Origin of the sequence: Legionella moravica DSM 19234 (genome assembly GCF_000423305.1) — a bacterium.
Classification (GTDB): domain Bacteria; phylum Pseudomonadota; class Gammaproteobacteria; order Legionellales; family Legionellaceae; genus Legionella; species Legionella moravica.
In genome coordinates, this window is the sequence record NZ_KE383999.1 from 309,768 (window position 1) to 331,470 (window position 21,703).

Below are 21,703 nucleotides of genomic sequence, written 5' to 3' on the forward strand. Positions count from 1 at the left end.
AGTTACAGCACGAGTTACCCAATAATGAGTATAGCAAACACCTGTGCAACAGGTTTCTCTCTGCAATAGGGATGAGGTTGTTATTTGTCCTGCATCACTTAACTATAGGATTAAAGGCAAATAATAGCTAAAATTCGTGAAATTAAATGAGTTTTTAACTATAGTTAAAAATAATATACACTTTGAATACAAAATATGGTTCTAGTGACTGACGAACAAAGATTGCAGGGGATCGGACAACTTCTTGTCCTTGAAAAGCTATTAGAAAAACCCAAGGCCATTGAGTATTATAAATCTGCTGCTTCTGAAAAAATTTCCCTGATACAATATTTAGTAAAAAATAATATATTGACTGCGGAGCAAATTGCTCTGACTGCAGCGCAAAATTTTGGCGTGCCTATGATCGATTTGAATTGTATTGATCTCGATGCCATACCTGCTAACTTGGTTAACGAAAAATTGATCCGTCGTCATTCAATGATCCCTTTATTTACCAGAGGTAGTAATTTATATCTGGCAACAGATGATCCTAGCAAACAATCCTCTCTTAAAGAAATTCAGTTTCATACAGGCTTAAATACTAATGCGATTGTAGTTGAAACAGACAAACTCTCTTTGTTAATAGAACGATTATTAACCGCAAAAGAAAGCCAGGGATTATCCGATTATGTTGATGATTCCAATGAATTGGAAGGTCTGGAAATCAGTGCCGATGATGAAGAGCACGAAGGTGAGGTATCCGCCTCAGTTACTGATGATGCCCCAATTGTCAAATTTGTTAATAAAATTTTACTGGATGCCATTAAACAAGGAGCTTCCGACATTCATTTTGAACCGTATGAGCGCGAATATCGCATCCGTTACAGACAGGACGGTATTTTACACGAAGTAGCCACACCTCCGGTCAGTCTGGCTTCTCGGATCACGGCACGAATAAAAGTAATGTCCTGTCTGGACATTTCAGAGCGACGAATTCCCCAAGATGGTGGTTTTAAGATGAAAATCTCCAAAACCCGTTCGATTGATTTCAGGGTAAGCACCTGCCCTACTTCGGGTGGAGAAAAGGTTGTTATGAGGATATTAGATCCCGGATCAGCCAAGTTAGGAATTGAAGCTCTTGGATTTAGCCCTATTCAACGTTCACACTTTGTAAAAGCCATTGAACGTCCTCAGGGTATGATTCTGGTAACTGGACCTACGGGAAGTGGTAAAACAGTCACGTTATATACCGCTCTGAATATACTCAACACCAGCGAAGTCAATATATCAACCGCAGAAGATCCCGTTGAAATCAAAGTTCCTGGTATTAATCAGGTTAATATAAATCCCAAAGCAGGTTTAACCTTCTCTGGTGCTTTGCGCTCATTTTTACGTCAGGATCCCGATATTATAATGGTTGGAGAAATCAGGGATTTAGAAACGGCTGAAATCGCAATTAAAGCGGCACAAACAGGACACTTGGTATTATCAACTCTTCATACGAATAGTGCTGCAGAAACCTTAAATCGTTTGGTTAATATGGGCATACCTACTTTTAATATTGCCAGTTCAGTAACGATTATTATCGCTCAACGTCTGGCCAGAAAATTATGCGATCATTGTAAAGTAATCAGAGATGATTTCACTAATCAGGGGTTATTGGAATTAGGTTTTAAAGAAAGTGACTTACTGGATATCAAATTATATAAATCAGTGGGGTGTAACCAATGCACCAATGGATATCGTGGGCGTGTTGGACTCTTTGAAGTACTTCCCATGACTAAAACAATTGGCCAACTCATTATGTCCGGAGGAAACTCTCTGGATATTTTAAAAATCGCCCAATCCGAGGGAATGCTAACCATTTTTGAGTCCGGTTTGGAAAAAGTAAAGGAAGGTATTACCACCATAGAGGAGGTCAATCGGGTAACCGTTGATTAATTTCATGGATAAAAAAGCAAATCCGGTTTTAACTTTTCATTATGAAGGGATAAATAAATCAGGTCAAAAAATGATTGGTGATATTGAAGCCAGGAGTATGGCCATCGCCAAAGCAGACCTGAGAAAACAGGGTATTGTCGCCAATAAAGTAGTAAAAAAGCGAAAACCACTATTCGATAGAAAAAACAAAAAAATAAAACCCGGAGATATTACCGTATTCAGTCGTCAGTTAGCTACCATGATAGAGTCCGGAATCCCTCTGGTACAATCCTTTGATATAGTGGCGAAAGGTCAATCTAACAAGCGGCTTAAAGATTTGATTGAAACGATAAAGCACGATGTTGAAACAGGCCTTACCTTATCTGAAGCTTTAATGAAACACCCTGCTTTTTTTAACGAATTATTTTGTAACCTTGTTGATGCCGGTGAAAAATCAGGTTCCCTCGATGTCATGCTGGATAAAGTAGCCACTTATAAAGAAAAGATTGAAACCATAAAGAAGAAAATTAAAAAAGCACTGACTTATCCCATAGCCGTCATGGTTGTTGCTTTAATCGTTACCGCTGGTTTATTGATCTTTGTCGTTCCGCAATTTGAATCCTTATTTAAAGGGTTTGGGGCTGATTTACCGGCATTAACTGCAGCGGTCGTTTCCATGTCAAAATTTATGCAAGCCTATTGGTACTATATATTTGGAGCATTGGGCGCAGGTGTATATGCATTGATTTATGTAAAAAATCATTCCGTCAATTTCGCAGAAAACATGGATAGATTAGTATTAAAATTACCCGTACTTGGGCCCATTATTGAAAAGGCAGCCATAGCTCGTTTTTCCAGAACACTATCCATCACTTTTGCTGCAGGGTTGCCTCTGGTTGAAGCTTTAAAATCTGTTGCTGGAGCAACGGGTAACATCATATTCGCCAATGCTACTGAAAAAATTCGTGAAGAAGTAGCTACCGGACAACAAATGAATGTAGCCATGGAAAATACTCATCTTTTTCCTAATATGGTCATTCAGATGGTTGCAATAGGTGAAGAGTCAGGAGCATTGGAAAAGATGCTTGGCAAAGTGGCTGATTTCTATGAAGAAGATGTCGATAACGCAGTTGATGCTTTAAGTAGTTTATTAGAACCTATAATTATGTCAATATTAGGTGTTCTGGTTGGCGGTTTGGTGGTTGCTATGTATCTGCCTATCTTTAAACTGGGATCTGCAGTCTAATCACAAGAATAAATCAGAACCTGATAAGGACTTGAACCATACATGATAAACGAATTACTAAACTATCATCCTGCCTTGATGTATGTGATCATCATGATGATTTCTCTTGCTGTTGGAAGCTTGCTTAACGTCATCATTTATCGCCTGCCAATCATGTTGCAGTCAGAATGGAGAGAGCAATGCTGTGAGTTGTTAGCTATTCCCGATAAAAAGGAACACAAGACTCTCAATTTATTTTTACCCCGCTCTTTTTGCCCTGAGTGCAAAACGCAGGTAAAAGCATGGCAAAACATCCCTATTCTCAGCTATTTATTATTAAAAGGCCGTTGTTCTGCATGCAATCATCGAATTTCTCTGCGTTATCCTTTTATAGAATTGTTAACCATGCTTCTTTCTTTATATGCAGCCTGGCATTTTGGATTTACCGCACAATTAATTTTTGCGCTTTTGGGGATATGGGCTTTAATTTCATTAATGTTTATTGACCTGGATCATCAATTGTTGCCTGACAGTCTGACCTTAGGGTTTCTCTGGATAGGTCTTATTGCCAACACACAAAACCTGTTTGCCAGCCTTCCAGTCGCTGTTTTGAGTTGTGCTGGAGCCTATATAGGACTTTGGTTGTTTATCCAGTTATTCTATTTAGTTACAGGAAAAATCGGGATGGGGCATGGTGATTTTAAATTGTTCGCTGCCTTTGGCGCCTGGTTCGGCTGGGTCTATTTACCCTTAATTCTCCTGTTATCGTCAATCAGCGGAGCAATTATTGGCATAATCTATTTACGTGCAAGTAAACAATCAAGAGATACAACCATACCTTTTGGCCCTTTTCTCTGCATTGCTGGCCTCATTTCCATGTTTTGGGGGCAATCAATCGTTGCCTGGTATTTGCATTTTTGGCTGTAAGACTCTCGATCATATTCAGTTTAATGTACATCCTTTCTACGCTGCATGATTGCAGAGAAAAATTCAGGTTTATTTAATCCCATAGAGGCAAAAATCTGTGGGATTTTATCCCAGCTTCCTTCTTGCTCAATGCTTTCAACAATCAGCTCAAAACCCTTATCCTTATCAACATCAAGACCCCAGCCATTAATCAGGCAAAGCCCTCTTAATCTTTTAGCACCGATATGCCCTAATTTTTCAGCAGCCAGTAAGTGAGCATGTGCTTCTTCAAAAATTTGCTGGCTTCTTTTCTGGTTTGCAGGACTATTAAATACGCCCTCATCATGCAGATTTTGTCTGTATTTAGCTTCATCAACAAACAATTGGGCTAATTGGTAATGTGCGGCAGAGTCATCGAGATCTGCAGCTTTTCGATAGCATTCAATTATCATTATTTCAGCATAAGGTGCATTTTTATTACCTTTCAGCTTTTTGAATAATCCAGCCAGCTCGTAATAACACAGAATTTCTCGTTTAATGACTTCATCTCCAGGTTGATTATTAACCCGGTTATTCTGCATGGCTTTAATTTTTTTTGTCAGTCGTTTGATTTTCCAGCGTTTGATATTAAACATGGATACTCCTGTCAGTATTATGCGGTGCTTTGAATAATATATTGTAATAAAAATACCACAACTACAATTAATACCATCAATAGAATAATTTTAGCAGCTAATCCCAGTGACTCTTTAACCTCTTTCTCATGTTCTAAAGTTTCTTCAGGGTCTGGTTTTTTTGCAAGACCTAAAATTTGATCATCAATGTAGTTGGATATATAGTATGAAATATAACCAGCAATCAAACTGGGCATAAAGAAAATCATCCAGGTAACAATTTTACTCACGGTTTCGCCGTAATCATACCTGTTTTCAAAAAACATGATCATATCACTTACCAGATCGGGTACGTCATAATATAAATTCCATATTAAATAAGGCAGGATGTACATGCTGAAGAAAAACAATCCCAAAGCCAGGATCAAACTAATAATTCCCAATATATACAATTTGTTATTTATGGAATATCTGTCTTGCTCCATGATATCCTTCCGTAGTGTTACAATCTAAATAGACCTAGTTTTAAGATAGCAGATGAGGGCAAATAAGTACACTTGCTGCTTATATTTCATAATTCGTTTAAAATTCATTACTTTATTTATATCTTAAGGATTTTTTATGAAACGCCAAGTTTTTATGCTTTCTGATGGAACAGGTATTACCGCGGAAACTCTAGGAAACAGTCTCATTACTCAATTTGAAAATATCGAGTTTGAAAAACAAACCATACCCTACATCGATTCACTTCACAAAGCGGAGCATGTCATTGCGCGTGTTAATAAATCCTTTGAAGAACAAGGCATTAAACCACTGGTATTTATGACATTAGTCAATCCAGAAATTCGCCAATTGTTTAAGAATGCCAATGCCTGCGTCTTTGATTTGTTCAGTACTTTTATTGATCCCCTGGAAGCCGAATTAAATGAAAAATCATCTTATACCGTTGGTCGAACGCATGGTGTAGCTAACGATAAATCCTACACGCATAGAATTGAAGCTGTTGATTTTGCATTGTCGCATGACGATGGAATTAAAACTCGGGGATATGATAAGGCGGATATCATTTTGATCGGAGTTTCTCGATGCGGAAAGACTCCAAGTTGTTTATATATGGCTTTACAATATGGAATATTAGCAGCGAATTATCCATTTACAGAAGATGATTTGATAGGCTTTCATTTGCCTGAAGTTTTGAGGCCTTATAAACATAAGTTATTCGGACTCACTATTGATTCACACCGATTACAGCAGATTCGTTCAGAACGCAGACCCAATAGCAAATATGCTTCATCAGAGCAATGCCGACTCGAAGTTACTGAAGTAGAGGCGATGTATAAAAAAGAAGGGATTCCGTACATTAATTCTACCAAGTACTCTATTGAAGAAATCGCCACGAAAGTATTGGCGTCAGCTGGTTTGCACAGGAAAATATAAGGTTCATGCTAAAGACTTTTGGGGTGTTGTGCACTATATTGTTATTGGAGATTTATATTTTAGCATTTTAAGAAGGATACTTATTTTGAAAAGTGATGATATTAAAAAAGATTATGAATCAGGCGTTGAGCTAGTCAAAAAGCGTTATCTTCCTAAAGGCTTGGATTTGCTGAAGCAAATTGAGGATTTTTCCCCTGAATTAGCCGATGTCATTGTTCGTCAGGGAATACATGAGATATGGCAAAACAAAACTCCATCACTGAGTATGCGTGAAAAAGAACTGATGGTTTTGGCCTCTATTATTACTGACAATACGGTGCAATTTGAAGTTACTTTACACACTGAAAATTGTCTGTTGCTAGGTGTTACTAAAGCAGAAATCCTGGAAATGCTGGTGCTTTTAACGCTATACGTTGGCCAACCCAAAGTACTCAATTGTCTCGATGCAGTAAAGCAGGCTTTTGCCAATTTTGATGAGCATCAAAAAAAATAATACTTCTTTGAGGTGTTACTCATTCTGTGTTAAGACAACGAGCCCGCGATTTAAGGAACAATAGTACTGATGCTGAGAGGCATCTATGGTACTATCTTCGAGCGAATAGATTTGGATTTAAATTCAAGAGACAAGTACAAATAGGCGAATACCTCGTTGATTTTGTCTGTCTTGAAAAACGACTGATTATCGAGTTTGATGGTGGTCAACACATGGACAATCAAATTTACGATATGAAAGCTATCAATATCGTAAGCCTTATCAGCCCCAAAAAATTCACAATGCTCATTAGCCCAAACATCATTGGCAACTCACGGCTGTCCCATTAAAAATGTGACGTCTTTCCGAGCGTAGCGAGGAATCTCCTGCAAATTGGCACAATCTGAATTAATGCATTAATTATCATTACCTTTTAAACTCTTTTTTTTACAAGGAATTTAATGATGTCATCAGAAAATGTACCTGGATTTTTATATCATTTCGACTGATATGATTTTAATGGCCGCATTTTAATGGGATCGTGCAACCTTGCAGGAGATTCCTCGCTACGCTCGGAAAGACGTCACATTTTTAATGGGACAGCCGTGAGTATGACTCAGATATGGATTACAATGTGGTTCATATTCCCTTTATTATCCATATTATAAAGGAAGTGGACGCTTTATTTTTCCTGAACACTCAAAGATAACTTCATTCACTCTATTGCCCAGCCAGTAGCATAAGTGGCGCAATTAATACCCAAACAGATCTCCTTTGTGATACTATGCTTTTTTTTAATCCTTGAGATTGAAATTATGATTACCTTAACTGAAGCTAATTTTCCTTTAAAAGCACAAGAAGTAATTGAACAATATTATTTAAAACCCATGAACGGCAGTAAAAAAAGCAACTTAAAGGATGGTCATATTGAGCGAATAATACATGGTGGCATGCACGCCAGTCGTGCTACTTTATGGTCTTTGGTCATGAATCAGCTTCTGAAAAAATTAGCTCCAGTCTATGTACATTCAGCCCTTGATAAAATAGCTAGCCATCTTAAAACAGATACACAAACAGCATTATTACTTATTTTAATAACAACAACTTGCCACGACTCAGCTAGAAAAGGTGAAGGTGCAGATATTTGGGAAGCTGAAAGCGCAGCCAATACATTAGAAATTTTAAAATCTTTAGGGTTGGAGGATGCTCAAGCTCAATTATTTGCAAATGCAGTACACTGGAAAGACCAACCTACAGTGTACAAAAAAGAATTATGCAAATTAGGTATCGACGAACAGGATTGCAATGCCTTTGATTATATTCGTAAACTGGTTAATTTAGGCGATAATCTAGATCTTATGCGTTGTATAGGCTCTTTTGATTTAAGCTATATCTTTAACACTCTAAATACTATCGAGGGGCTTGATCAAGAAGTACATCACAATGAAGTTGTCGCACTGATTAAATCAATGCATCAAATGATTTATGATCAACACGATATGTTCTTTGATAGTACTGTATTGGATCTGGATAATAAGCCCATTTTTAGCCATCCAAGTAGTCATACTCCAGCCAAAAAACTACAATTCGAGCACGCGGGCAATGTATTCATAGCTATTGTCCAAGATGTTATAAAGTATCCTGAAATTCAAGCCTTGGTGCCCGATGAATTTAAAAATTTAAAAAACACTGAAGATACAATACCTGCTGCCCCATTTGATCCTTTTATACATGGTACAACGTCTGCAACGCTGGCCTTAATATCAAAAACAAATTTTCAACTTATGCCTGTACTAAAGATGATAGATGACTTTCAAACAGCGCCAATGGTTGGTGAGTTAACTAAAGGCGGTTACAGTGTATTAGGTTTTAAAAGTGTGCAAGAGGAGGACATTGGGGCAACTTCTTATGGAAATGTGTTAACAGGAAATTACAATTTAAAAAAAATCACTGCGAATTATACACTGTTTAAACCGCTAGCCAGCAGTACTGCGTTACAGAATTTTAAAAATTCAATTAAATACGGTTTAGCTAGTGGGTTTTCAAATTTTAATTTATTGCTGATTTATTTTACTCGTGCACGGCAAATGCATCAATCACTTGATCAAGTAATCACTAAAGCGGAGATTGATACATTAAATCAACAACTACAAGGAACAGTCCAATTTTATTATTTTATTCAATTGCTGGGTACTTATATTCATCCTGATTTTGAGGCAATAAAAGAGGCCTTGGCTCAATCCAGTTCATTGACAAAAAGAGATATAACAGATGCAGCATTTAGCCTTTTGAACATGGAACAAATAGTCAAAAAAATCATGCTGCATAATATCGATATGAAAGATATTCTTTTAAACCCAACAGAGGAAAATCTTGAAAAAGTCCTTAAAGTTCTCAAGTTTCCTAAGAAGGCAGTCATTAAATCTGGGTTTGCAGCTGTAGATAAAGAAATTGAATTACCAATCGCACAGTTTTTTAGTTTAAAAAAACCAACACTTCCAAAATATGAAATAAGTGAACAATATGATGAACATCATTTTGGATATTTTTCTCGTAATATTAATGGGTATTGTATCAATGATTGTATAGAACAATTTCTTTCACAAAGAGTGGGAGCAGATTATTTTGTAGGTTTAAGTAAGGAAGCTAAAAAATATGTGTTTGCTCTGGAGGATCGTATTCGCGTTTTTAATAAGCTAGTTCACGCACCTCAAGAACAATTTAATCTTACCGTGGATCAGCAAGCCCTTTTAAAGGCAACTTATCCAATTATATTTGTATCTGAGTCTAGTAATATCAGACCTTATGGAGATGAATACCGTAACAGTGTTCCTTCTAGATTAGGTGATGATATTAGATTGATTGCTACAGATACTATTAGTCATCAGGAACATCTTAAAAAATACCTCCGCCAGCACCAAGTTAACCCAGTTCAAGTGGTATTATTTAGTGACTTAGAGAAGGCAAGCAAGGACAAATCCTCCCTACCTTTATCTATCGACTCACAACAACTCAGAAACATGTTAACCAACACTAAAGCTCATAAACATGGCAGACTTTTTTATGAGTTATACGAAATGTTGGATGATTTGAATGATAAACGAAATAAATATCGCTATAACAATCCCCAAGTATATAAGGCTCTAGACAGACTCCTGGGTGAAATCAATAATGAGATGAGTACAGCTTTTCCTTTAGACAACCCCATCAGTGGGAGTGCCATACGTGCTTTTTGTACTAGAAACACCACCCTAATTGAAGAGCAAAAAAGTATATTTGAACAGCACAGAGGTGTATTGGGTATACTGGATACAATTTTAACTGTACTTGCAAGTTTAATTGTACTTTATCCTGTAGTCTACCTGTATCAAAAAGCTCACAATATACAGCATACCTTTTTTAATACAGATTCAGCGATAAAAGCTCAAAATACAATGGCTACACTTTCTAAAATAAATGCTTCTGCTGATGATTTTCCAGAAGACGAGGTAGTTATATCGTGTTCTGCTTAGATTTGGCTGGATACGCGGTAAAACCCAGATAAAAGCAACCTCCCCATTTCGAATTTCCGCGGCATCGACCGCGGAATCCAGAGAATGGATCTGAACTTGTTTTTCAAGGAATTATTGGAGATTCATGTTATGAGCACAACCTTAATTTCGCCATCCCGCAGCCTTAAGAGTGAGAGGCTTAATGATGGTTTTATTTCATAAAGCCCTTAATTAATTCTGAATAACACCACGTTATTACAGGACAAATCAAGGGCTAGAGAGTTAGCTTATTTAACAACCCATAGCGCCATAAAATCACTGACTTTCATAGCAGCCAGCATATTAGTATCACTCATTGCATGCATGATTTGTTCCACTCGTTCTGCAGGTAATCGAGTACTCAGGTTATTCTTGAACTTGGAAATTAACACAGGAATACCCTCTTCACGTCTGCGTTTATGACCGATTGGATATTCCACAGTAATTAAATCGCTTTCTGTCCCGTCTTTGAAAACCAGTTTGATGCTGTTTGCAATGGATCGTTTTTCAGGATCATGATATTCACGAGAAAAACGCTCATTTTCAGTCACATGCATTTTAGCTCTTAAAGCATCAATTCGTGGATCTGCTGCTGTAGCATGTTCATAATGCTCCGCCTTCAAATCACCGAACAGCAACCCAATGGCCACCATATACTGTAAGCAATGATCTCGGTCTGCAGGATTATGCAAAGCTCCTTGCTTGCTAATTATTCGGATAGCCGATTCATGTGTGACCAGTTCGATGCGTGCTATGTCATCATAGCGTTGTTTGACTAATGGATGTAAAGCGACCGCACATTCGACAGCAGTTTGCGCATGAAACTCTGCAGGATATGACAGTTTAAACAAAACGTTTTCCATGACATAACTGCCATAAGATCGTTGAAATTTAAATGGCTTTTTATCAAATAATACGTCATAAAAACCCCAGGTAGGCGCACTTAAAGCGCTGGGATATCCCATCTCACCTGCTTTAGCAATTAAGGCCAGGCGCACTGCTCGAGATGTAGCATCCCCTGCCGCCCAGGATTTTCTGGAGCCAGCATTGGGTGCATGTCGGTATGTTCTTAAACTTTGTCCATCAACAAAAACCTGAGATAAAGTTCTTAACATCATGTCACGATCAGCACCAAACAGTTGCGCGGCTACCGCGGCACTGGCAATCTTAACCAAAAAAACATGATCTAATCCTACACGATTAAAACTGTTTTCGAGGGCAATACAACCTTGAATCTCATGAGCTTTAATCATTGCCGTTAATACATCATGCATCAAAATGGGAGCACGTCCCTCACCACACTGTTGTCTGCATAAATAATCTGCAACAGCTAATATAGCCCCTAAATTATCGGATGGATGCCCCCACTCAGCAGCAAGCCAAGTATCATTGAAATCCAGCCAACGTATCATGGTTCCAATGTTAAATGCAGCCTGGACAGGATCGAGTTCATAATCAGTTCCTGGTACACGAGCTCCACCGGATAGGGTAGCTCCTGGAACCACTGGGCCCATCAGCTTGGTACATTCAGAAAAATTCAGCGCTAACAGACCACAGCCTAAAGTATCCATTAAACAGAGGCGTGCAGTTTCATAGGCCAGTACACTATCAATTTTAGTGTTTAAAACATAATCGACTATATCCACGATCACCTGGTCGTAATCAGGTTTCACATTATCTTCTACATAACTGCTCATATTAACCTCTATCCTTAACTTCAGTGAATGCTCTTTGGTCAGGGCCGATATACTCTGAAGTTGGGCGAATCAGCTTATTATTGGCTCTTTGTTCAAATACATGGGCAGACCAGCCTGTAATTCGAGACATGACAAAAATAGGAGTAAACAGTTGAGTAGGTATTCCACAATAGTGATACGCTGAAGCACTATAGAAATCAAGATTGGGAAATAGTTTCTTTTCGCTCCACATCACCTCTTCTATCCGCTCGGAGATGTGATATAGCGACAAGTCTCCTTTCGCTTCGCCAAGTCTGAAAGACCATTTTTTAATAATATCAGAACGCGGATCACTTGTAGTGTAAACCCTATGGCCAAAGCCCATGATCAATGCTTTGTTTGCCAGCATGTGCTTTAATCCTGATTCAGCTTCATCGGGTGTTTTAAACTTCTCAATCAGTTCCATGGCCGCTTCGTTAGCGCCTCCGTGTAAGGGACCACGAAGAGTGCCAATAGCACTGGTAATTGCAGAATAGAAATCAGACAGTGTCGCAGCTGTAACTCGTGCAGCAAAGGTTGATGCATTAAACTCATGTTCTGCATAGAGAATGAGCGATACATTCATCATATCAGATTCTATTTTCTCAGGTTTTCTATGGTGCAACAGTTCCAGGAAATGGCCGCCAGTGGTTTGTTCATCACTGTATCCGGAAATTTCCCTGTTTTCATAATGATAGGCATACCAATAGCACATAATTCCGGGAAAGAGAGCCAAAAGCCTGTCAGCAATTTCATATTGTTGCGAAAAATTATTCTCAGGCTCAATATTCCCCAAAAAAGAACAGGCAGTTCTTAATACATCCATTGGGTGTGTGTTCTTGGGAATCAACTTCAATACGGTTTTTAATTGCTCAGGGATGCCTCTAAGGCTTATTAGTTTTTTTGTGTACTGATCCAGTTCAGTTTGTGTTGGAAGTTGGCCATAATTTAATAAATAGGCCACTTCTTCAAAAGTTGCATATTCTGCTAAATCATCAATAGAATAACCTCTATAATTCAAACCTTTACCTGCCAGGCCAACAGTAGCAATTGCTGATTGTCCAGCAACAACACCGGCTAAACCTCCACTCTTACTACTCATTTTCTTCCTCCATCAGTTGGTCCAGCTTTTCCTCGTATTTATGGTATCCAAGAACAGCATACAGCTCTTCTCGGGTTTGCATTGCATCAAGAACTGTTTTTTGTGAGCCTTGCTGGACTATAGTCTCATAAGTTGTTAATGCAGCTTTTGACATTGCTCTGAATGCACTCAAAGGATAAAGAATTAATGATACTCCTGCATCATTGAGTTCATCTCGAGTAAATAATGGTGTTTTACCAAATTCGGTTATATTGGCCAGTACTGGTACTTTGATACTTTGTGTAAATATTCGATATTCATCCAAAGTAGTCATAGCTTCAGGAAATATCATATCAGCACCCAACTCGACACAAAGTTGAGCTCGTTCAATAGCCGCACTCATACCTTCTACTGCATAGGCATCAGTTCTTGCCATAATAACAAAATCAGGATCTACTCGAGCATCAACCGCAGCTTTAATTCGGTCCCCCATTTCTTTTTGGGAAACAATCGCTTTATTGGGTCTATGACCACATCGTTTGGCTAACACTTGATCTTCGATGTGAATCGCCGCTACACCTGTTTTCTCCATCAGTTTGATGGTGCGGCCAATATTAAAGGCATGTCCCCACCCTGTATCCACGTCCACTAAAAGAGGTAGTGAAGATATATCGGTTATTCGGCGGGCATCTTCAAGAACTTGTGATAAATTGGTCATACCAAGGTCAGGTATTCCATAAGACGCATTAGCTACACCAGCGCCTGAAAGATAGATAGCTTTGCAACCTGCAGATTCTGCTAACATTGCGGTATATGCATTAATGGTACCCAATACCTGCAGTGGTTTATTGTCCTGTACAGCGCGTCTGAATGCTTTTCCCATTGATTTGGTCATTCCATCTTACTCCTTTGACCTAAAGGTTTATTATTATGCTCTAATGAGAAGTCCTTCTCAATCCATTTTGCTAAATAACTAAATGTCCTTTGAGATACCATCGGCAATAGCCAGATATAAACACGCGATGATCCATCAATTCGCAAAACAACTCCCCTTTCCTATGCAGCCCCTGAATAGCTCGTAAATTGGATTTATTCAATTTATTGGCCCAGTATGGTGTTAACACACAATGAGCCGATCCGGTAACGGGATCTTCTGAAATACTGTGCTTTGGATAAAAGCACCGAGAATAGAAATCGGCCTCTGAACTTAAAGAGGTAACTATCAAGCCACGTTTAGGTAGCTTCATTAGTTTTTTTAAGTCAACTTGAGCCTCTTGAACCTGCGCCTCATTTTCGAGAACAACCAAATAATCGAATTCACTGTCGTATGCTTCAATTACAGGTTGATCTATCAAGCTCACGATAGTCTCTGAAGAAATGGAATGAGCGTATTGAAATCTGGGAAAATCAAGGGTAAGTCTATCTTTTCTTCGCAGTACAGAGAGCTGCCCACTCAAACTATGAAAAGTTATGCAGTCAGAAAGACATTTCCCTAATTCAAAAAGCACAAAACTGGCGGCAAGCGTAGCATGCCCGCACAAGGAAATTTCTCCATTCGGTGTGAACCAACGGATGTGAAATCCATTCGGAGCTTCAATAATGAAAGCAGTTTCTGATAAATTATTTTCTGCCGCTATTGCAAGAAGCAATTCATCGTTTAGCCAATCATCGAGCAAACAGACAGCCGCTGAATTTCCATGAAATACCTTGTCAGTAAACGCATCAATTTGAAAAAAGTCGATACTATGCACAATCTGCTCACATGATGAAATTGTTAATTATAACGGATAACGTATCGATTTTTAATAAAAAAACGAACATTTTAGGGCGTTTTGACAAACCCTTGATGTCGTAGATACAGCGGATAGGTACAACTCACAATATTCCACGAGTTATGTTTTTTCGTAAAAATCGGCTGGGAGCCAGGGCATGAATAAGACTTCTTGGCAAGCAGCCAATTTCATTATTAACAAGAGAAGCCAACCATTCAGAACATAAAGGGATGGTCGTTAATCCTCGTGATCCAAATCCAGCGCAGACAAATAGCCCAGGAATATAAGGGCCAGGTTGTGGAATCCATCTTTTAGAGTTTGTCTCTAACCCTGAGTACAGCGCACGAAAATCTTGTTCCAAAGCAACTGGACCCACAACAGGAAGATAATCCGGAGTGGATGCTCTTACCGCGGCCCAGTGATGAATAATTTCCCTGGACCATATATTCGGTGCTGAAATATTTGAGAGTTTATTTAAATTGCTTAAATCATCCTCTGCAGAGGGTTGTTCTGAAGTATCACCAAGGTTATAGCTGGCACCAAAATAATGCTTGCCGTCTATAGAGGGCAAAACATGCCCCTCCGCACACAGGGGTATTTTAAGTTTGGAGCTTTTTGGTGTTGAGCAAATTGAAGACATTTGTCCGCGAATCTGTTTAATCGGTATGCCTTTAGTTTCAGCAAAGGAGTTTATCTTGTTTCCCGCACATAAAATTAATACATCTGCTGCTTTATTAGTAACAATCCAGCTTGAACCATCATAGTGCAATGAATCAACTCGTGTATTCTCAATCAAAGTGATTTCTTTTCTATCGATTAAACGTTGGCAAAGAAGCGGTGAGTTAATCCATCCGGACAAAGGAATATACAGTCCTGATTCATTGAGGCTCACACCGGACAATTCAGAGCCTTTGTCTCGTTCGACCAGCTCACCAAGCTCGGGATAGTGCTGCAGCCAGGATTTAAGGCTTTGATGGGCTTGTTGTTCTTTAAGGTTGTATGCCAGCAAAAGAGAGCCGCCTAATTGACCAAGCTCTGGATGTTGCTTTAACAAATCCTTGTATATTCTGTTCGCATATAGAAACGATGAAAGCATTAGTTGCGTTAGTGGTGATTTATAGGCAGACAATTTGGGGAATAATACTGCCTGATGATTGGCGGAAGCTGCCAAGCCAACCATTGATTTTTCCTCAAAAAGTGTCACTCTCCAGCCTCTTTTGGCGAGACAATGAGCAATGAAGCACCCGGCAAGCCCCCCTCCTACAATATGTACTGATTTATTTCCTGATTTTAAGGGAACTCCAGTATGCCATGGTGTTTCTCGCTTTTTTATTTTATAGGGTGGTATCCCATGAAAGATCCCTGTAAGCATATGGCGTTTAGGGCCAAATCCCTTTTTCTTCTCAAGAATAAAACCTGCTTTTGATAACGCAGCTTTAACCGTGCCTGCGGCAGTATACGTTGCACAAGTAGACTCTTTTTTCGAGAGCATGGCTACTATTGATAAAAGTGAATCGGTCCACATATCCGCATTTTTTGCAGGAGAAAATCCATCCAGATACCATGAATCGATAAAACCTGGACGCAGTTGGGATTCAAGTTGGGAATCACCACAAACTAACAATTGCTCAAAACACTCGAGAGCATCTCCAAGCATGAGGGTAAGTTTAACTCTTCCCTTACAAAAGGATAAATAATGATAGCCCTGAGTTAGTACCGGATACTGTTCCAATAGTTGTGCGCTTTGAACTGATAATTCTGGCCAAAGTGTTAAACACTGTTTTAAGTCATTGAATTTCAGAGGATGTTTTTCGCAGGAAAAATAATGGAGATGCGCTGATTCAGGTGCATATTCTTCCCATAACTTGAGAGTAAGGAGAAAATTTAACCCCATACCAAACCCTGTTTCTCCAAGATTAAACAAGGAATAGGTATTTTGAGGAAGCTCTAACCATCTGTTGATGAGATTGTTCCCGTCAACAAATACGTAACGACTTTGTCTGATCCCACTTTCAGTTGAATGATACACATCATTATAATTTTTAGAAAATGGCAAATCATCAAACCAATCAAGATCTGCCGTTTCAATAGGTACAAATGGACTACTCAAATACCGCTTCTCTCTCAGCTACATTAATATTATTACCCTGTACAACATCATGCTTTTTTTCCTGAATTAACTTCCTTAATTTAGGAACTAACATTAGAAGTATAAATGAAGATCCTATAGCAAATAAACCCAATCCCAAAAACACATGACTGTATCCCGTATTAGTCTCAAGGGGCGAGTTACTGCTCTGACCTACAATCATCAAGTTTGAACTATAACTTGATAGTGTCGCCCCTACACCAGTAATCAGCATCCACATCCCCATCATAACGCCCTGAAGTGATGTTGGAGCCAGGTAGCCTATCATGGCATAACCAATTGGCGATATTAAAAGCTCCCCTATGCTCTGCAAAATAAAACAAATAACTATCCAGCCGGGGTTCACCATTCCATCAGTATTTGCATAGAGTATACCTGCCGGGAGTATTGCGAATGCTAGTCCAATACATAATAAAGCGAGCGCAAATTGTGTTGGAATATTGATTTGAACTCCCTTTGCACGCATTCTGGCAAACATTGTGCCTAATAAAGGCCCACCGATAACTATAGCAACTGTGTTTATATTTTGAAACCATTGTGGTGGAATAATCCAGCCTCCATACTCTCTCTGTACATTATGATCGATGAATACTGTCAATCCCATTGGGCCTATTTGATAAAGCATCCAAAAAATAGCGCCTACTATCATCAGAATGGCAAAGGCTAGAATTTTATCCTTGGCTTCTTTCGTTGGTTGTTGGTATGCAATGTAAAACGTCAAAGCCAGCATGGTAAGACCTGTTGCAATGACCAGCTTATTAGCCCAGTCCGCATATTGCAGCATTTGACTTAGCACTAAGGGAAGTAAAATAATGAACAGTAACCCCATTGTTGTGGCCTTCTTCTGAGACTGTTTATCTTTTTTCGAAAAGCTTGTTCCCTTGTCGGCTAATTGGTGCCAATAATAAAGACAGATGAGCAAAGCAATTAAATTTCCAAGGCTGCTAAGCAGGAAGAGCCTTTGGTAGTTTTGGGATATTTGAAATACACCACTCAAGCTGAATCCCACGAAAAAACCAATATTCATGCCTGCGTAATTCCATAAAAAGGCAGTCTCACGTCGAGTGTCTTCAGGCGAGAATCTTTGCGTAAGCATACAATTAACACAGGTTACATTTAAACCTGAACCCGTTAAAAAAGCGGCAAGACCATAGTACAGAAAGGTAACTCCGCCAATGGATAAAAGCACACAGCCAACAACCTGTGCGATCATACCAATGCAGAACAGGGTTCTGTTCGATAATAATCGCCCACCCCAAAACCCTCCAAGTAAGTGCAAGGCAAAATTAAATGCAATAAAAACCCCCATAATGCTATTTGCTGTGGCAACCTGCAACCCCAGTTTACCTTTCATGTATAAAACCAGGGTCGAGTAAAGAACACTGAAACTAAGTGTTGAAACGACTTGTATAAAAAAAAGTGCGATAGTTCCTTCTGGTATCTCACTCCATGGGGCTCTTTTTTTACCCAATATCGACATACTATGCTTTCCTTTGCCAACTGATTTACTACCAAGAATGACACGGAGAAAAAGTACTGTCCAGTATTTTAAAATGAAAACAATCAATGAAAAACTGAATTGAAATCAATCATCTTGAATGTACTGTGTTAACCTTTTAATCGCTTCAAAACTCGCTCTGCAGCACTTTGAGTCTTATGTATTTCTTGTTCACCATGGGCACTGGAAACAAAGCCAGCCTCATACATGGATGGTGCCAAATAGACTCCATTCTCCAGCATACCATGAAAGAATTTTTTGAATAATTGTTCATCCGACGTAGCAACATCGCCATAATCACAGATTTGATCTTTATCAGTAAAACAAAATCCGAACATTCCTCCTAATGACGCTGTAAATAAAGGTACATGCAGCGTATTAGCTATCTCTGACAAAGCTGAAATCAAGTTATTGGTTGTATGATTCAGTTGATTAAAAAATCCAGGTTGTTCTATTTCATTCAAAGTAGCTAATCCAGCAGCCATAGCAAGAGGATTACCTGAAAGTGTTCCTGCCTGATAAACAGGTCCTTCGGGAGCAAGAAAGGACATAATCTCTGAACTACCTCCCAATGCACCAACAGGCATTCCGCCACCAATAACTTTTCCAAAAGTAGTAATATCCGGTTTAATTCCAAATAAGCCTTGAGCTCCATGTAAACCTACCCGGAATCCTGTCATCACTTCATCAAAAATTAATACCGCGTTGTAGTGATCACACAACTCGCGCAGTCCCTGTAAAAAACCGGGTTTTGGAAGAATGAATCCCATGTTGCCAGCAACTGGTTCCAAAATAATTGTCGCAATCTCATTTGGATATTTTTCAAATAATTGCTCGACCTGTTCAAGGTTATTAAAATCAGCCGTTAACGTATGTTCGGTAATGCTTGCAGGAATTCCAGGTGTTGATGGGATACCCAAAGTGAGCAAACCGGAGCCGGCTTTTACGAGCAATCCGTCACTATGACCATGATAACAGCCATTGAATTTGATTAATTTATTTTTATTGGTATATCCGCGAGCCAATCGTATCGCAGTCATCGTTGCTTCGGTACCTGAGTTGACCATTCGTACTTTTTCAACAGATGGCACAAGAGATATAATTTTTTTAGCTAAAAGTATTTCAAGCTCTGTCGGCGCTCCGAAACTCATTCCGCTATGCAAAACTTGATTTACTGCTTCAATAATTTTGGGATGGCAATGTCCAAGAATAAGAGGTCCCCAAGAACCTACATAATCGATGTAGTGATTATTATCTTCATCAATAAGATAAGCGCCTTTACCTTGTTTAAAAAACAAAGGATCGCCACCTACTCCTTTAAATGCTCGAACTGGAGAATTAACACCTCCTGGAATAACAGATTGAGCCTGAACAAATAAATCCGATGATCGGGACATAGAAACACTCACATGAAAAATTAGAAATAAAAACAATTAAAAGCAAAAAAAGGTTGAGATGTTTAAGGAAACATAGGCAATCCTCAACACATCAGCCTTCGTCACCAATTGACCTTGAGTTTTGTCAACAAATACCACCCAATGTTACTTTTGTAAGCAAAACTTAGTACTTTGATGGTACAATTATTTAGATAGATTATCAAAAAAAAACTGCATTGATTCGAGGTTTAACTTTACTTAATGAACAACAATAGATAAATTACCTCATTTTTTTAAGAGTATTCACTATGCAAGAGTATAAAAAGTACATATGCGTTATCTGCGGTTTTATTTATGATGAAGCTGAAGGATGGCCGGAAGATGGTATTGAACCAGGCACGTTGTGGGCTGATGTTCCTGAAAACTGGTTTTGCCCTGACTGTGGAGCCGGTAAAGAAGATTTTGATATGGTAGAAATCGATTAGGCTCTGCTACCAATTAACTCTTGTTTAATTGCTTTATAACCACTGAACGTTAAAATAAATCAAGTACTGTCCCTGTTTATGAATTAAAAACATAAACAGGGAAATACTGGGGTCTGTTGACAATTCAAGTTTCGACGTCTGGTGACTTGTTCGCGGGATCCAATTCAATCTTTATAGGCGCAATCTATTCTTGTTTTGCACACGATCTATCGATTCCGCGAACAAGTCGCGGAAAGTAGGCTTGAATATAATGACATGTCAACAGCCTCTAGAAGTATCATAATGCATCAAAAAGGTTTAACCACAACCAAAATCACAATAACAATGAGCAAAAGAGTCGGCAACTCATTAAATATCCGATAAAACCGGGATGACTTTGTATTTTTGTCTCGTGCAAACTGTTTAAGATAATGGCCACAGGTTAAATGGTAAATCCATAATAGAAGAACCAGAAATAATTTGCAGTGCATCCAGCCTGCCTTTAGATAATAACCCATGTTAAAATAAATCAACCACAAGCCAAGTACCGTAGTCAGAATCGCTGCTGGCCAGGTTATTCCATAATATAACCTTCGCTCCATTATTTTAAATCGTTCAAGGCTAATGCTATCTTGTGTTGTCGAGTGGTATACAAATAACCGGGGTAAATAAAACAAACCGGCAAACCAGGCTACAAGTGCAATAATGTGAAATGCTTTGATGAATAACATATTACTTCCTCGCCATTTTTTTTCGTTTTTTTCTTGTACGCTTCAGTAAGTTCAAGGATTCGACTCCTAACGAAAATCCCATCGCAAAATATAAATACCCTCTTGGAATATGAAACGAAAAGCCATCGGCAACCAGAACAGTACCAATCAATATCAAGTAACTTAGAGCCAGCATTTTTATAGTAGGATGTTTCGAAATAAATTCACTAACAGGCTCACTGGCATAAATCATAATAATAATGGCACAGGTAATGGCAAGCGCCATAACCCAAAAACGTGTAGTTAAACCAACAGCAGTTAAAACACTATCCAGAGAAAATATGACATCCAGTAATGCAACCTGAATAATGACTCCTCTGAACGTTGCAGAGGCTGTAGTATTCTTGGGAACGGCTTGTGTTCTCGATTCATTGGTAACGTCCTGATGAATTTCATCCGTTGATTTCCATATCAGGAAAGCGCCGCCAAGACAAAGAAATATATCTCGTGCAGAAAATGAAATTCCGCCTATTGAAACTAAAGGTTTTACCAATTTAACCATGTACACCGCAGAGGCCAGCAATAATAACCGGGTCATCCAGGCAAAAGTAAGCCCCCATCTTCGAGCTTTTTTTCTTTTTTCCTGGGGCAACTTTTCAGTCAGTATTGATAAGATAACCAGGTTATCTATACCTAAAACAACCTCCAGAATAATCAATGCAATTAAACTTAAGGCGACATCAAAAAATTCCATATGCTATCTCTGTAAAATTTTAGATGAACCATTCTCTCTAAAATATTTGTAAAGGTAAATGATTCACTTTATTCATTTGCTTCGTTATAATTATTTTGGGT

Annotated in this window: 19 protein-coding genes; 8 read left to right on the forward strand and 11 right to left on the reverse strand. The window is 38.7% G+C overall.

Annotated features, from left to right (window positions below; translation table 11 throughout):
• Nucleotides 1-195 precede the first annotated feature (195 nt).
• Genes pilB through G543_RS0111480 form a run of 3 tightly spaced genes read left to right on the forward strand, consistent with a single transcriptional unit; the run spans nt 196 to nt 4,051 of the window.
• The gene (gene pilB / locus G543_RS0111470; protein WP_028384643.1) at nt 196-1,920 is read left to right on the forward strand and encodes a type IV-A pilus assembly ATPase PilB; all 1,725 of its coding nucleotides are present in this window, start codon (nt 196-198) and stop codon (nt 1,918-1,920) included.
• Nucleotides 1,921-1,924: 4 nt separating this feature from the next.
• A complete protein-coding gene (locus tag G543_RS0111475; protein WP_028384644.1) occupies nt 1,925-3,145 on the forward strand; it encodes a type II secretion system F family protein in 1,221 nt (406 codons plus the stop codon).
• Between the two features lie 42 nt (nt 3,146-3,187).
• Nucleotides 3,188-4,051, forward strand: a complete 864-nt coding sequence (locus G543_RS0111480; RefSeq protein ID WP_028384645.1) for a prepilin peptidase — start codon at nt 3,188-3,190, stop codon at nt 4,049-4,051.
• A 20-nt stretch (nt 4,052-4,071) separates the two neighbouring features.
• Here G543_RS0111480 and G543_RS0111485 read toward each other — a convergent pair whose 3' ends face one another.
• Together G543_RS0111485 and G543_RS0111490 are read right to left on the reverse strand one after the other, a co-directional pair.
• A complete protein-coding gene (locus tag G543_RS0111485; RefSeq protein WP_028384646.1) occupies nt 4,072-4,665 on the reverse strand; it encodes an SEL1-like repeat protein in 594 nt (197 codons plus the stop codon).
• Nucleotides 4,666-4,682: 17 nt separating this feature from the next.
• Complete coding sequence (locus G543_RS0111490; RefSeq protein ID WP_028384647.1) at nt 4,683-5,129, reverse strand: hypothetical protein; 447 nt, start codon at nt 5,127-5,129, stop codon at nt 4,683-4,685.
• A 136-nt stretch (nt 5,130-5,265) separates the two neighbouring features.
• Between G543_RS0111490 and ppsR the strand changes: the two genes are divergently transcribed.
• The 4 genes from ppsR (at nt 5,266) to G543_RS0111510 (ending at nt 10,065) form a co-directional block, all read left to right on the forward strand.
• Complete coding sequence (gene ppsR / locus G543_RS0111495; protein WP_028384648.1) at nt 5,266-6,081, forward strand: posphoenolpyruvate synthetase regulatory kinase/phosphorylase PpsR; 816 nt, start codon at nt 5,266-5,268, stop codon at nt 6,079-6,081.
• An 85-nt stretch (nt 6,082-6,166) separates the two neighbouring features.
• The gene (locus G543_RS0111500) at nt 6,167-6,574 is read left to right on the forward strand and encodes a carboxymuconolactone decarboxylase family protein (RefSeq protein WP_028384649.1); all 408 of its coding nucleotides are present in this window, start codon (nt 6,167-6,169) and stop codon (nt 6,572-6,574) included.
• A gap of 26 nt (nt 6,575-6,600) precedes the next feature.
• Complete coding sequence (locus G543_RS17795; RefSeq protein ID WP_081675665.1) at nt 6,601-6,903, forward strand: endonuclease domain-containing protein; 303 nt, start codon at nt 6,601-6,603, stop codon at nt 6,901-6,903.
• A 465-nt stretch (nt 6,904-7,368) separates the two neighbouring features.
• On the forward strand, nt 7,369-10,065 hold the full coding sequence (locus tag G543_RS0111510; RefSeq protein ID WP_028384650.1) for a SidE phosphodiesterase domain-containing protein: 2,697 nt from the start codon (nt 7,369-7,371) through the stop codon (nt 10,063-10,065).
• A gap of 266 nt (nt 10,066-10,331) precedes the next feature.
• Here G543_RS0111510 and G543_RS0111515 read toward each other — a convergent pair whose 3' ends face one another.
• The 7 genes from G543_RS0111515 to hemL all read right to left on the reverse strand — a co-directional run bounded on the left by G543_RS0111515 (nt 10,332) and on the right by hemL (nt 19,695).
• Nucleotides 10,332-11,780 carry a bifunctional 2-methylcitrate dehydratase/aconitate hydratase gene (locus tag G543_RS0111515; RefSeq protein ID WP_028384651.1) on the reverse strand — a complete coding sequence of 483 codons (1,449 nt, stop codon included), beginning with the start codon at nt 11,778-11,780 and terminating at the stop codon, nt 10,332-10,334.
• Between the two features lies 1 nt (nt 11,781).
• A complete protein-coding gene (gene prpC, locus G543_RS0111520) occupies nt 11,782-12,900 on the reverse strand; it encodes a bifunctional 2-methylcitrate synthase/citrate synthase (protein WP_028384652.1) in 1,119 nt (372 codons plus the stop codon).
• The gene (gene prpB / locus G543_RS0111525) at nt 12,893-13,774 is read right to left on the reverse strand and encodes a methylisocitrate lyase (RefSeq protein ID WP_028384653.1); all 882 of its coding nucleotides are present in this window, start codon (nt 13,772-13,774) and stop codon (nt 12,893-12,895) included. The genes prpC and prpB overlap by 8 nt, the downstream gene beginning before the upstream one ends.
• Nucleotides 13,775-13,844: 70 nt before the next feature.
• The gene (locus G543_RS0111530) at nt 13,845-14,630 is read right to left on the reverse strand and encodes a PhzF family phenazine biosynthesis protein (protein WP_028384654.1); all 786 of its coding nucleotides are present in this window, start codon (nt 14,628-14,630) and stop codon (nt 13,845-13,847) included.
• A gap of 124 nt (nt 14,631-14,754) precedes the next feature.
• Nucleotides 14,755-16,761: a bifunctional tRNA (5-methylaminomethyl-2-thiouridine)(34)-methyltransferase MnmC2/FAD-dependent 5-carboxymethylaminomethyl-2-thiouridine(34) oxidoreductase MnmC1 gene (gene mnmC / locus G543_RS0111535; RefSeq protein WP_028384655.1), complete on the reverse strand. Its 2,007-nt coding sequence runs from the start codon at nt 16,759-16,761 to the stop codon at nt 14,755-14,757.
• Nucleotides 16,754-18,280 (reverse strand): peptide MFS transporter, encoded by a 1,527-nt coding sequence (locus G543_RS0111540; RefSeq protein WP_028384656.1) that lies wholly within the window; start codon nt 18,278-18,280, stop codon nt 16,754-16,756. The genes mnmC and G543_RS0111540 overlap by 8 nt, the downstream gene beginning before the upstream one ends.
• 128 nt (nt 18,281-18,408) lie before the next feature.
• Nucleotides 18,409-19,695: a glutamate-1-semialdehyde 2,1-aminomutase gene (hemL, locus tag G543_RS0111545; RefSeq protein WP_028384657.1), complete on the reverse strand. Its 1,287-nt coding sequence runs from the start codon at nt 19,693-19,695 to the stop codon at nt 18,409-18,411.
• Between the two features lie 287 nt (nt 19,696-19,982).
• On the opposite strand from hemL, the gene G543_RS0111550 reads away from it, so the two are divergent.
• A complete protein-coding gene (locus G543_RS0111550) occupies nt 19,983-20,159 on the forward strand; it encodes a rubredoxin (RefSeq protein WP_028384658.1) in 177 nt (58 codons plus the stop codon).
• A gap of 287 nt (nt 20,160-20,446) precedes the next feature.
• On the opposite strand, the gene hemJ is transcribed toward G543_RS0111550, so the two are convergent.
• The gene (gene hemJ, locus G543_RS0111555) at nt 20,447-20,869 is read right to left on the reverse strand and encodes a protoporphyrinogen oxidase HemJ (protein WP_028384659.1); all 423 of its coding nucleotides are present in this window, start codon (nt 20,867-20,869) and stop codon (nt 20,447-20,449) included.
• Nucleotide 20,870: 1 nt separating this feature from the next.
• On the reverse strand, nt 20,871-21,602 hold the full coding sequence (locus tag G543_RS0111560; protein WP_028384660.1) for a TerC family protein: 732 nt from the start codon (nt 21,600-21,602) through the stop codon (nt 20,871-20,873).
• Between the last annotated feature and the right edge of the window lie 101 nt (nt 21,603-21,703).